The organism is Acidovorax sp. KPB24-07, from assembly GCF_057543315.1.
On record NZ_BAAJYS010000106.1, the window covers coordinates 1 to 12,106 of the forward strand.

Sequence of the window (12,106 nt, forward strand, 5' to 3'; positions counted from 1 at the left end):
GCTGATCGCGGTGCTGGCGCTGTTGCCCGGCGCGGAACTGCTGCAGCCATCGCGGCGCACGCGGGTGCAGGCCGGGCTGATCGGGGGCCTGGCCTCCGTGCTGATCATGGTGTTCACCCGGGCGTTCGACCCCCTGTATGCCGAATTGCCCCATCCCACGGTGACGGCGGTGTGCACGGTGATGTTCGGCCCGCTGGCCGGGGCGCTGGCGGCCGGGGTCACGGCCGTCGGCTTCTGGTGGCTGTCGGCCGGGCGCTGCCTGCCGGGCTGGGCGCGATCGGCGCCGTGTTCGCCATCGGCCTGCTGTGGCGCGGGGTGCGGCAGGCGACGGGCCTGAACCTGTGGGTGGTGATCGTCGCCGTGGCCGCCTGCCTGCCGCCGTGCATGCTGTTCTGGCGCGAAGGGCCGGCGGGCTTCCTGCTGGAGGGCGACCTGATGCCCTGGCTGCAGCAGTTGCCCTGGCGCTATGGCATGGGCTTCTTGATCCTGGGTGGGGGCACGCAGCTGCTGTGCGGCCGGGCCCGGGCACTGCAGACGCTGCGCCAGCAGGAGCAGGAACTGCTCATGGCCCTGGATGCCACCGGCGGCGGCCGCTGGGAGTGGGATGTGCCCCAACGCCGGTTTTCCTACCGCGGCAGCTTCTACCAGGCCTTCGGGCTGGAAGACCGGGACACCCGCCGTGGCGCTGGCGCAGCCGCGCGCGACGCGAGCGACTGGCAGCGCTGGAACGAACGCCGCCACCCGGACGACGCCGCCCGCCTGGCCACCTACCTGCAGCGCACGATGGAGGGGCACGAAGACAGCTTCAATGCCGAATTCCGCATGCAGGACATCCATGGCCGCTGGCGCTGGGTGATCGCCCGGGGGCAGGTGGCCGAGCGTGACGCGCACGGCCGGCCGCTGCGCCTGGTGGGCATGGACCTCGATGTGACCTCGCTGCACGAGATGCAGGAGGCGCTGCGGCTGTCGGAGGTCAAGTACACCACCATCTACCAGATGCTGCCCGACCCCGCCGGCGTGGCGCGCCTGTCCGACGGCTGCTACCTGGATGTGAACGAGGCCTTCACCGAGCTGCTGGGCTACACCCGCGAACAGGCGGTGGGCCGCACCTCGACCGAGCTGGACATCTGGGCCCATCCCGAGCAGCGCGCGCAGATGGTGGCGCTGCACCGCCGCGACGGCTACGTGGACCGCATGCCGATGGTGGCGCAGCGCGGCAAGCGGCCCATTCCCGGGCTGATGTCGGCGCGGCCCGTGACGGTGTCGGGCCAGGAATGCATCGTCTTCGTGTTCCACGACATGACGGCCGAGGAACACAGCCGCGCCCGGCTGATGGACGCCAACCGCCTGCTGCAGCAGGCCGGCCGCATGGCCCGCATGGGCGCGTGGGAGCACATCGTCGGGGAGGGGCTGGTGTACTGGTCCGATGTCTCGTACGACATCCACGGCCTGCCGCCCGACGCGCCGCTGCCGCGCACCGACTACCTGGAGCGGTTCGTGGTGCCGCCCTTTCGCGAAGCCCTGCGCGAGCGCTTTCGGCAATGCATCGTGGACCGGGCCGAATGGAGCATGCAGGTGCAGATCCAGCGGGCCGACGACGGCCGGCACATCTGGGTGACCGCCACCGCCGAGCCCGTGCTGGAAAACGGACACGTCACCCGCGTGCGCGGCGTGATCCAGGACATCGACGAATCACGGCGTGCCAGCGAGCGGCTGAGCCAGTCCGAGGACCGCTTCGCCCGCGTGTTCCGCCTCATGCCCTACCCCATGGGCCTGTCGCGCCGCGAGGATGGCGCCTACATCGACGTCAACCCCGCCTGGGAGGCCCTGCTGGGCATTCCCCGGGACGAGGCCATCGGCCGCACCGCCGTCGAGCTGGGCATCATCACCCCGCAGGTGCGTGCGGCGCTGGTGGAATCCGTGCAGGACCGCATCGCCGTCAACGGCGTGGAAATCACCATGCGCACGCGCCACGACGGCTTGCGCACGGTGCTGCAGTCCATGCACGCCACCGAGATCGACGGCGTGCAGGCCTGGCTGTTTTCGGGGCACGACATCACCGAGCGCAAGCGCATGGAAGACCAGGTGCGCGAGCGCGAGCGCTGCTGTCGCTGACCATCTCGGCCGCCTCCATCGGACTGTGGGACTGGAACCTGCAGACCGGATCGCTCACCGGCGACCGCCGCTGGCGCGACCTGCAGGGCCTGCCGCCCGCCGCCGGCGACGCTTTGCCCGTGCACTGGACCGCCGGCATGGCGCCCGCCGACATCGAGGCAGTGACCACTGAGCTGGCGCGCCACACCGCCCACCCCGCCACGCCGTTCGACGCCACCTGGCAGATCGCGCTGCCCCAGGGGCCCGGCCGCTGGGTGCGCAACCTGGGCAAGATCGTGGACTACGACGAGGCCGGCCGGCCGCAGCGCATGCTGGGCGTGGGCATCGACGTGAGCAGCCAGCGCGTGCAGGAAGAGCTGCTGCAAAAGCTCGCCCATTTCGATGCGCTCACCGGCCTGCCCAACCGGGTGCTGCTGGCCACGCGGCTGCAGCAGGTCATGGCGCGGGCGCGCGAGCGGGGCCAATTGCTGGGCGTGGCTTACCTTGACCTGGACGGTTTCAAGCCCGTGAACGACCGGCTCGGCCACGACGCGGGCGACCGCCTGCTGGTGATCGTGGCCGGCCGACTCACGCGGGCGCTGCGCCCCGTGGACTGCGTGGCGCGGCTGGGTGGCGACGAATTCGTCATCCTGCTGCCCGATCTGGCGACCCGCGCCGACGGCGAGCGCCTGCTGCGCCGGGTGATGGAAAGCGTGGCCGCGCCCTACACGCTGGGCACCGAGCGGGTGGCGGTGACGGTGACGGCCAGCGTGGGCTACACCATCTACCCCGACGACGACGCGGACGCCGATGCCCTGCTGCGCCATGCCGACCAGGCCATGTACGCGGCCAAGCAGTCCGGCCGCAACCGCTTCCACGCCTTCGACGCCGCGCAGGAGCGCGCGCTGCAGAGCCACCGCGAACAGGGCGAGAAGGTGCGCGATGCCATCGTGGCGGGCGAGTTCGCCCTCTTCCTGCAGCCCAAGGTGGACATGCGCCGGGGTACGGTGGTGGGCGCCGAGGCGCTGGCGCGCTGGCATCACCCGCAACGCGGTACCCTGTCGCCCGGCGCCTTCCTGCACCTGATGGACGGCACCGACCTGGAGACGGTCTTCGGCGAATGGGTGGTCGACACCGCGCTGGACTGCATCGCCGCCCTGCTGCGCGCCGGCCTGCGGCTGCCGGTGAGCGTCAACATCTCGGCCCAGCACCTGCAGCGCGAAGGCTTTGCCGACTGGCTGGCCGGGCGCCTGGCGCAGCGGCCCGACGTGCCCGCGAGCCTGCTGGACATGGAGATCACCGAAAGCGCGGCGCTCTACGACATCGGCCACGTCGCGCTGCAGCTGCAGCAACTGCGCGACCTGGGGGTGACGGTGTCGCTGGACGACTTCGGCACCGGGTACTCGTCGCTCACCTACCTGCGCCGCCTGCCCATGGACACGCTCAAGCTCGACCAGAGCTTCGTGCACGGGATGATGACCGACTCGGGCGACCTGGCCATCGTGCAGGGCGTGATCGGCTTGGCGCGGTCGTTCGGCTACTCCATCGTCGCCGAAGGCGTGGAAACCGTGGAGCAGGGGCAGATGCTGCTGCAGATGGGTTGCGCGCTGGCGCAGGGCTACTGCATCGCCCGGCCCATGCCGGCCGATGAACTGCCGCAGTGGCTGGGGCAATGGCAGGCGCCCGAAGGCTGGCAGCCGCGCCGCGGGCTTTGACGCCAAGCCGGTTCCGCCAGAAACCGGCCAACTTGGCACCGGACGGCGTCGCTTAGCGACCGCATGCCGCGTTGAGCCTTGGATCAAAAAGGCCTTCAGCGCAATATCCACTAGGGCATATTGCTATACCAATAGTAGCAATCGGCGGTATGGCGTGATGGCGATTCCAGCTAGGTGACCGGCCTGGTTCACCGCAGGGTGCCGACAAGGCGCCCCATTCAACGCCCCTTTGGCTCGCGCAGCACGGCAAGCGGAGGGCCTCGCCTGGCCGGCACCCCCCGCTCCGGCCATTTCATTCTGAAAAACAAGAATGATTTAAATACATATAAGGCAATATTGATTAATGCCATAAGAATATCGTTGATATTTAAAATATTCATTCTCTGAATAAAATATTTTGGATATCAACTGGGATAAAGTACCGGAGGGCATTTGATTCACAAGCAGCCGGAGTGAAATTGCCTTGAATGCCATTTATTTAAATGCCATTGACACGGGGCGATTTTTGGCCAAGCGCGAATGGCAGCACCCCTGTCAATGCAAAAGCTATCAATGAATCACTGACGCTGCAACTGGCGGTTTTCACCCATGGTCTGCCAAGCCATACGGATTCCGCCCCGGCTTTTCGCAAAAAAATCATTCGGAGGTATGAAGACGGTATGAACGCACTTGGTTTGATCGATCAGCAAAAACTGGGTTTGATCACCCACCATGACATCGATGCATTTGCAGCCGATGGCGTGGAAATCGATATTGTCCTGTCAGGCATCTGCGGCACCGACCTGGCGGTCTTGTCCGGCCGGGAGGAAGGGAAAATCGGCGTGGTTCGCGGCCACGAGGCAGTCGGTGTGATCACCAGGGTGGGCGCAGGCGTCAAATACCTGCGCACCGGAATGCGGGTGGTGGTGGATCCCAACGAATACTGCGGAACCTGCGAATTCTGTGCCTCCGGCCAAACCCACCTTTGCAATGGCGGCGCCAATGCAACGCTGAATATCGCGGGGGTCAACAAGCATGGCACCTTTGCCGAACGCTTCACCACCCGCGAGCGGTTCGTCTATCCCCTGCCGGACGACATGAGCTGGGAGACTGGCGTGTTGATCGAACCCGTCGCCTGCATTTTGAACAACATCGACCAAGCAGCGATTCAGGCAGGCCAAAGGGTTTTGCTGCTCGGCTCCGGCCCCATGAGCCTGGTCGCACAACTGCTTTTGCGCGCGATGGGCGTTCAGACCCTCGCCACCGATCTGAATCCGCACCGGATCGCATTCGGCCGTTCGCTCGGATTGGAGGTCATGCACCCCGACGACCTCGAGGCCCGCATGCAGGAAGGCCATGTGGACGCCGCCATCGATACCGTTGGCAATCAGCTCGGCACGGCCGCTCGATACATTCGCCGGGGCGGAAAAATCGTCCTTTTCGGATTCAACGGCAATTATCAGTACCCGCTGCCCGTCAAGCATTTTCTTGTCAACGCCATCAGCATTATTTCAGCCGGCGAATACAACCAGCATTTTCCCCGCGCACTGCGCATGGCAAAAATGCTGCCCGAGCTGGGCCGCTTGGTAACGCACCGCTACGGACTGGAGGCTTACGCCGCGGCATTCGATGGGTTATTGAATGACCCGTCCGTGCCCACGATCAAGGGCGTGTTCACGCCGAACCCGCAATACCTTTGAACCCCAGCCAGCCATCAAAAAACCAAAGGGAGTTATCGTGAAGGTTACTGTATTCAGCCAGATTTCCATCGACGGCAAATTGACGTTGGGGGGCAATGGGGCATCGAGCAAGGCGCTGTTCCAGCGTTTCAACGATGACGACATGCGCTTCATCCATAAATTTCGCGGCGAGGTGGACGCCATCATGGTCGGCCGCAAAACCATCGTCACTGACGATCCCCAGTTGACCAACCGTTATGAGGCCGGGCGCAACCCCATCCGCATCATTCCGACGACATCGCTGGACTTTCCCGTGTCCGCCAAGGTCCTGAGTTCGCCTGAAGAAACCATCATCGCCACGACGGAGCAGGCGCGCGACCACGAGATGGTGGAGCAGATTCGCGCCCAGGGAAAGGAAGTGATTTTCGTCGGCGCATCGCAGGTGGATTTCAAGCTGCTTTTCCCCTTGCTGGAAGCGCGCGGAATCAGGCACATCATGGTCGAGGGCGGTGGCCAGTTGAATTGGCAGATTTTCGATCTCGACCTGGTGGACGAAATCATCCTCATGCAGTTGCCCATCATCATCGGCGGCTCGGAAACGACCACGCTGACGGATGGCGAAGGTTATCGAAACATCGAAATGACCAAGTCATTCAAGCTGCATGCCTTCGATGCGCGCTCCAACTACAACCTCATGCATTTCAAGCGCGAGCTGGCACCGCAAAGGACGCATTGATGCCGGAAATCCGCGCCGTTATTTTCGATATGGACGGGGTACTGGTCGACAGCGAACCCCTTTATATGGAGCAGGAAAAGCTTTCCTACGCCCGCTACGGCGTGACCCTCGACACGGCGGGGCTGTCGCGTTTCGTGGGAACCACGCAGCGGTATATGTGGAGCACCATCAAGGCGGAGCATGGGCTGGCCGAACCGCTGGATTTCCTGATGGCACAACACCAAAAGCAGGTGGTTCGGGCCATGGGCATGGCCCCCCTTTCGGCCATGCCCGGGGTGCCGGATTTTCTCGTCAAGTTGAAAGAAGCGGAAATACCTTGCGCCGTGGCTTCGTCTTCGCCCGCTGAACTGGTGGGAGTCATTTTGCGGAAAACCGAACTGCTGCCTTTTTTCGATCGCGTGGTGTGTGGAACGGACGTCAAAAAACAGCAAGCCCGACCCCGAAATCTTTCTTTTGGCAGCCGGCCGGCTGGGTGTCGCTCCCCACGAATGTGCGGTGATCGAAGATTCAAGCCACGGTGTGGCCGCTGCCAAAGCCGCGGGCATGTTCTGCATCGGATTCGTCAACCCCCATTCGGGACTTCAGGATTTGAGCGCGGCGGATCGGCATGTGCGCCACCATGACGAGATCACGAAGTGGTTTCTTGAGCAATGAAAATGAAAAAATTCAACATCGCGGATTTGAACTGGATCAATCCGCCGGCGTCGTCTTCCATCACCGATCAGGAAATCGTCATTCGCACCACCCCGGATACGGATTTTTGGCAGGGTACCTATTACGGGCTGGAATACGACAACGCACCTGCGCTCGCCCTTTCCAGCGAAGAACCATTCTGGACCCTGAAGGCCAAGGTTGCCTTCGATTCCAAAGTGCACTTCGACCAATGCGGCCTGTTCATCTACCAGGACAAAAACACCTGGATGAAGAGCGGTATCGAATACCAGAGCAACGGCTTTCAGCAATTGTTCGCCGTCGTGACCAACCATGGTTTTTCAGACTGGTCCATGGCCAACTATGACCGGACCACGCAAACCATGCATTACCGGCTGAGCCGAAGGGGCAGCGATTTTCTACTTGAAAACTCCTCCGACGGAATCCGCTTCAGCATGATGCGCATGTTCCATTTATTCCATGCGCAAGGCGCCGTTCGATTCGGGTTCTTCGCCAGCAGCCCGGGCGACTCGTCATTCGAGGCGCATTTCTCGGAAATCGAGTGGACGGAATGCCTCTGGAAAGAACACGCTTCCACCCGCTTTTGAGACAGCAGCCATACCCATATCCCTATTCACCATGAAAACTTCAGTCGATCAGAACCGCCGCGCGCTTTACGTCTGCTACGCGGCCATGATGTGCCTGGCCATTGCCCTGAACTTTCTGCCGGTGTACCTGACCACGTTCAGCGACACCTTCGGGAAACAGGGCGGGCTGACCGCGGAGCAGTTGGGGCGAATCCCGGCCATCATGTTTCTCAGCTTCATCATTGCCATCCTGGTGACCGGGCCTTTGGCGGACCGAGGCGATGCCAAGCGGATCATTCTTTTTGGGCTCATCACCACCACCGCCGGCTTGGTCCTGGTCGGCTTTGCCCCTTCCTACGCCTTTTTGCTGTTTGCCGTCGCCGTGATGGGATTCGGCGCTGGCGTGCTGGACATGATCCTCAGTCCCATCGTGGTCGCACTCCAGCCCGAACGCCGCAGCGCGGCCATGAATTGGCTGCATGCGTTTTTCTGCGTCGGGGCGGTGGGTGCCGTGCTGATTGCCAGCATCGGCCTGAAATGGGACGTGTCGTGGCGCATGGTTGCTCTGGGCATCACGGTCGCGCCAATCGTCACCTTCCTGCTGTTTCTCGGATTGAGGCTGCCGCCCCTGATCCAGGAAGACGCGCAACGGGAAGCCATGCCCCAGCTGATCAAGCAGCCCTACTTCATCGCGTGCCTGATCGCCATCTTTCTCGGGGGCGCCACGGAAACGGGGCTGTCGCAATGGCTACCCACCTATGCGGAGCAGGGGCTGGGGTATTCGAAGGAAGTAGGCGGCTTTGCGCTGGCCGGGTTTTCCGTCGGCATGGCACTCGGCAGAATGGCCGCGGCCCTGCTGCATGAACGCATCGCGCCGATTTCCCTGATGCTGGGCTGCTGTGCCGTGACCATCGGTCTTTTCTTCATCATCAGCTTTCCGCCAAGCCCGGCCGTGGCCATCGCCGCCAGCATTGCCGCTGGGTTTTCGGGCAGTTGCCTGTGGCCCACGATGCTGGCCATCACGGCGGACGCCTACCCTCGCGGTGGGGCGACCATGTTCGGTGTGCTGACCGCTTTCGGCAATGCCGGATGCAGCCTGATCCCCTGGCTGGTGGGCATCATCATCGAATACTCGGAAATCCACATCGGGCTGCTGGCCGTCGCGCTCTGTCCGGCGGGCATGATCGGCTTGCTCTTGTGGATGTCTCGGCGGTCGCGCAGGCAGGCACCGGCCCTGGCGCATTGACGCAAAAGCCGGTTTCCCCTCTCGGCCACCCGGTGCGGTGGCTCCATCTTCTGGCGAATCGGTCCGTCAGCCCACCAGTTCCTTCACCTGCTGCAGCGCCGCCGGGTCTTCCATCGTGGTGAGGTCGCCCGGGTCGCGCCGCTCAGCCACGGCCTGCAGGGCGCGGCGCAGCAGCTTGCCGCTGCGCGTCTTGGGCAGTGCCGCCACGAAGTGCACGCGCGCCGGCCGCGCCACCGCGCCCAGGCGCTGGGCCACCTGCTGCATCACCTCGCCCTCCAGCCGCAGGCGTGCCGCTTCATCGGTAAGCACCGCCGCATCGCGCACCACGGCGAATGCCATCGCCACCTGGCCCTTGAGCCCATCGGCCACGCCCACCACTGCCACCTCGGCGATCTGCGGGTGGCCGGCGATGCTCTCCTCGATCTCGCGCGTGCCCAGGCGGTGGCCGGCCACGTTGATCACGTCGTCGGTGCGCCCGAGGATGAAGTAATAGCCATCGGCATCGCGGATGCCCCAGTCGAAGGTGCTGTAGCGCATGGGGCCGGGCAGGCTTTGCCAGTACGTCTGCACGAAGCGCTCGTCATCGCGCCACACGGTCTGCAGGCAACCCGGAGGGAGCGGCCCTTCGATGGCGAGCACGCCCTTCTGGTCGGGCCCGGTGAGCTCCTCGCCCGTGGCCTCGTCGATCAGCTTCACGTCGTAGCCATACATCGCCCGGCCCGGGCTGCCCAGGCGCGCCGCCTGCGGCTCCACGCCGCGGGCCAGAGTGAGGATGGGCCAGCCGGTTTCGGTCTGCCAGTAGTTGTCGATCACGGGCACGCCCAGTGCCTGGGCGATCCACTTGGCCGTGGGCGCGTCCAACGGCTCGCCTGCCAGCCACAGGCCCTGCAGACTGGACACGTCGTGCCGGCGCAGAAAGGCCGGGTCCTGCTTCTTGAGCACCCGCACCGCCGTCGGCGCGGAGAACATGTGCGTGACGCGGTACTTTTCCACCAGACCCCACCACACGCCCGCATCGGGCCGGGTGGGCAGGCCTTCGTACACCAGCGTGGCCATGCCGGCGATCAGCGGGCCATAGACGATGTAGCTGTGGCCCACCACCCAGCCGATGTCGCTGGTGGCGAAGAACACGCCGGGGTTCGCAGCGGCGACTTCTGCACCGCCCTCTGCAGCGCCCACGCCGAAGATGTGCCGCATGCTGGCCGCCAGCGCCACCGCATAGCCGCCCGTGTCGCGCTGCACGCCCTTCGGCCGGCCGGTGGTGCCGCTGGTGTACAGCGTGTAGCTGGGGTGCGTGGCGTCCACCCACTCGCAGGGCACCTCGGCATGCAGGTGCTGCTCGCGCAGCGCCGCCCAGTCGTGGTCGCGGCCGGCCTGGCGGGCCATGGGCGCCAGGCCGCGGTCGATCAGCAGCACGGCGGCGGGCTGGTGACGCGACTGGGCAATGGCCTCGTCCAGCAGCGGCTTGTACGGCACCACCTTGCCGCCACGCGATCCCGCGTCGGCGCTCACGATGGCCACGGGCTCGGCGTCGTCAATGCGCGTGGCGAGCGACGCGGCCGCGAAACCGCCGAACACCACGGAGTGCAGCGCGCCGATGCGCACACAGGCCAGCATGGCAAACACCGCCTCGGCCACCATGGGCATGTAGATCAGCACGCGGTCGCCCTGCCCCACGCCCAGCGACCGCAGCGCGGCCGCCATGCGCTGCACCTCGGCATGCAGTTCGGCGAAGGAATAGGTGCGCTCGGTGTTCGTCTCGGTGGAGACGGCGATCAGCGCCGGCTGGCCGGCCCGGTGGGCCAGGTGGCGGTCCACCGCGTTGTGGCACAGGTTGGTGGTGCCCCCCAAGAACCACCGCGCGAATGGCGGATCGCTGTCGTCGCAGATCTGCTGCGGCGGGGTGTGCCAGTCGATCAGGCGGGCCTGCTCGGCCCAGAAGGCGTCGCGGTCGTCGAGGGACCGGCGGTGGAAGTCGGCGTAACGGGGCATGGCTTGTCTCCTTGGGATCGTTCTTTTGCCAGGACCGCGCCATTCTGCCCAGGGATCCCGACGCCGCCCTGACAGCGCTGCAGCTTGCGGTGCCCACTGACCGGCCCCCCCACCCGTGTCGCAATGGAGCGAATTCCGCCATGCTCTCGTTTGCCCTCCCCACCTTGGCGCACGGCCCACCTACACTTTGAAACATCGGGCAAGGGCATCCACCCCAGTCACCCCAGGCCCTGTTTTCCCATTTCCTCTGGCTCAGCGTCCTGGAAGGCACCTTCATGACACCCACCCGTTTCACCATCGGCCGCCGCCTGGCACTCGTGCTCGGCACCATCCTGGTGCTGTTTCTGGTCAGTTGCCTGTACGGCATCGTCCAGCTCCGGGCCGTCACGCAGGAAATGAACACCATGCTCAACACGTCGCTGGCGAAGGAGCGGGCCGCCAGCGACTGGTATCGCAACATCACCAACGGCGCGCAGCGCGTGGCCGCCATCGCCAAGAGCAGCGACCCGTCGCTGGCGGACTTCTTCGCCGCCACCGCGGCCGAGTCGAGCAAGCAGTCATCGGCGCTTCAGCAGCAGATCGAAAAGATGCTGGACAGCGACGCCGAGAGGGCGCTGTTCGCGCAGATCGGAGAGAACCGCAAGGCGTACCTTGCCACCCGCGACGAGGTGTCACGCCTCAAGAAGGAAGGCAACACCGATGCGACGGCCCGAGCGTTCACCGAACGCTACGAGCCAGCTTCGGCCAACCTGCAAAAGACCATGGCCCGGATGGCTGACCTGCAGCGCAGTGAACTGGACGCGGCTGGCGAGCGCATCCGCGCGGCCAGCCAGGCCGCCACCGGCTTGCTGACCGCCTTGTGCGTGGGCTCGCTGCTGCTGGCGGCGCTGCTGGCCTGGCGCCTGACGGTCAGCATCACGCGGCCGCTGGCCGAAGCGCGCCAGGTGGCCGAGCAGATCGCGGCCATGGACCTCACCGGCCAGGACCACGGCCGCCACGCCACCGACGAAACCGGCCTGCTGCTGCGCGCCCTGGCCTCCATGCGCGGCGCGCTCGAAGGCTCGCTGATGGAGGTGCGCAACGTGGCCGACTCCATCGCCACCGCCACGCGCGAGATCGCCACCGGCAACGCCGACCTGAGCCAGCGCACCGAACAGACCGCAAGCAACCTGCAGGAAACCGCCAGCTCCATGGAAGAGCTGACCGCCACCGTGCGCCAGTCGGCCGACTCCGCCGCCACCGCCAACAAACTCGCCACCTCGGCCGCCGAAGTGGCGCGCGCGGCGGGCAAGTGGTGACCCAGGTGGTGTCCACCATGGACGAGATCAACCAGAGCTCGCGCCAGATCAGCGACATCATCGGCGTGATCACTCCATCGCGTTCCAGACCAACATCCTGGCGCTGAACGCCGCGGTGGAAGCCGCCGC

General features: G+C 65.2%; 11 protein-coding genes and 1 pseudogene. 10 read left to right on the plus strand and 2 right to left on the minus strand.

Annotation, left to right across the window (positions count from 1 at the left end; translation table 11 throughout):
* The 4 genes from AC27IQ_RS12810 to AC27IQ_RS12825 form a co-directional block, all read left to right on the plus strand.
* Positions 1 to 337: hypothetical protein (locus AC27IQ_RS12810; RefSeq protein WP_487089690.1), on the plus strand; the 337-nt coding region annotated here is incomplete at its 5' end.
* Entirely contained in the window at positions 286 to 2,115 is a 1,830-nt protein-coding gene (locus tag AC27IQ_RS12815; protein ID WP_487089691.1) for a PAS domain-containing protein, read from the plus strand. The genes AC27IQ_RS12810 and AC27IQ_RS12815, both read left to right, overlap by 52 nt.
* A 119-nt stretch (positions 2,116 to 2,234) precedes the next feature.
* Entirely contained in the window at positions 2,235 to 3,809 is a 1,575-nt protein-coding gene (locus tag AC27IQ_RS12820; RefSeq protein ID WP_487089692.1) for a sensor domain-containing protein, read from the plus strand.
* Between the two features lie 482 nt (positions 3,810 to 4,291).
* The gene (locus AC27IQ_RS12825) at positions 4,292 to 5,488 is read left to right on the plus strand and encodes a zinc-dependent alcohol dehydrogenase (protein WP_487089693.1); all 1,197 of its coding nucleotides are present in this window, start codon (positions 4,292 to 4,294) and stop codon (positions 5,486 to 5,488) included.
* On the opposite strand, the gene AC27IQ_RS12830 is transcribed toward AC27IQ_RS12825, so the two are convergent.
* Positions 5,463 to 5,645, minus strand: a complete 183-nt coding sequence (locus tag AC27IQ_RS12830; protein WP_487089700.1) for a hypothetical protein — start codon at positions 5,643 to 5,645, stop codon at positions 5,463 to 5,465. The two genes, AC27IQ_RS12825 and AC27IQ_RS12830, sit on opposite strands and share 26 nt — an antisense overlap.
* Here AC27IQ_RS12830 and AC27IQ_RS12835 point away from each other — a divergent pair.
* From AC27IQ_RS12835 to AC27IQ_RS12855, 5 genes and pseudogenes are all read left to right on the plus strand, one after another.
* Entirely contained in the window at positions 5,574 to 6,203 is a 630-nt protein-coding gene (locus AC27IQ_RS12835) for a dihydrofolate reductase family protein (RefSeq protein WP_487089698.1), read from the plus strand. The genes AC27IQ_RS12830 and AC27IQ_RS12835 overlap by 72 nt on opposite strands.
* A pseudogene (locus AC27IQ_RS12840) lies at positions 6,203 to 6,610 on the plus strand (HAD family hydrolase); the annotation flags it as partial. The gene AC27IQ_RS12835 and the pseudogene AC27IQ_RS12840, both read left to right, overlap by 1 nt.
* A complete protein-coding gene (locus tag AC27IQ_RS12845; RefSeq protein ID WP_487089694.1) occupies positions 6,609 to 6,857 on the plus strand; it encodes an HAD family hydrolase in 249 nt (82 codons plus the stop codon). The pseudogene AC27IQ_RS12840 and the gene AC27IQ_RS12845, both read left to right, overlap by 2 nt.
* A 2-nt stretch (positions 6,858 to 6,859) precedes the next feature.
* Positions 6,860 to 7,462, plus strand: coding sequence for a DUF1349 domain-containing protein (locus AC27IQ_RS12850; RefSeq protein ID WP_487089695.1), 603 nt, complete (start codon positions 6,860 to 6,862; stop codon positions 7,460 to 7,462).
* Between the two features lie 88 nt (positions 7,463 to 7,550).
* Positions 7,551 to 8,687 carry an MFS transporter gene (locus AC27IQ_RS12855; protein WP_487089699.1) on the plus strand — a complete coding sequence of 379 codons (1,137 nt, stop codon included), beginning with the start codon at positions 7,551 to 7,553 and terminating at the stop codon, positions 8,685 to 8,687.
* A 66-nt stretch (positions 8,688 to 8,753) separates the two neighbouring features.
* Here AC27IQ_RS12855 and AC27IQ_RS12860 read toward each other — a convergent pair whose 3' ends face one another.
* Entirely contained in the window at positions 8,754 to 10,679 is a 1,926-nt protein-coding gene (locus AC27IQ_RS12860) for a propionate--CoA ligase (protein ID WP_487089696.1), read from the minus strand.
* A gap of 275 nt (positions 10,680 to 10,954) precedes the next feature.
* Between AC27IQ_RS12860 and AC27IQ_RS12865 the strand changes: the two genes are divergently transcribed.
* On the plus strand, positions 10,955 to 11,977 hold the full coding sequence (locus AC27IQ_RS12865; protein ID WP_487089697.1) for an MCP four helix bundle domain-containing protein: 1,023 nt from the start codon (positions 10,955 to 10,957) through the stop codon (positions 11,975 to 11,977).
* Positions 11,978 to 12,106: the final 129 nt, after the last annotated feature.